At 48.9% G+C, this 223-nt stretch carries 1 pseudogene; it reads right to left on the minus strand.

Features of this window, described 5'->3' with window-relative positions:
- Nucleotides 1–223, minus strand: a pseudogene (locus tag ACJQQZ_RS12625) (hypothetical protein); the annotation flags it as partial.

Here is a 223-nt window from a genome sequence, read left to right on the forward strand (position 1 = left end):
AAGTGCATCTGATTCAACATCAGTAAGCGCATCTGACTCAGCGTCAGTAAGTGCAAGTGACTCAGCGTCAGTAAGCGCAAGCGACTCAGCGTCAACAAGTGCATCTGATTCAACATCAGTAAGCGCATCTGACTCAGCGTCAGTAAGTGCAAGTGACTCAGCGTCAGTAAGCGCAAGCGACTCAGCGTCAACAAGTGCATCTGATTCAACATCAGTAAGCGCA

This window comes from Staphylococcus sp. KUGN1 (assembly GCF_045984185.1).
GTDB classification, from domain to species: domain Bacteria; phylum Bacillota; class Bacilli; order Staphylococcales; family Staphylococcaceae; genus Staphylococcus; species Staphylococcus warneri_A.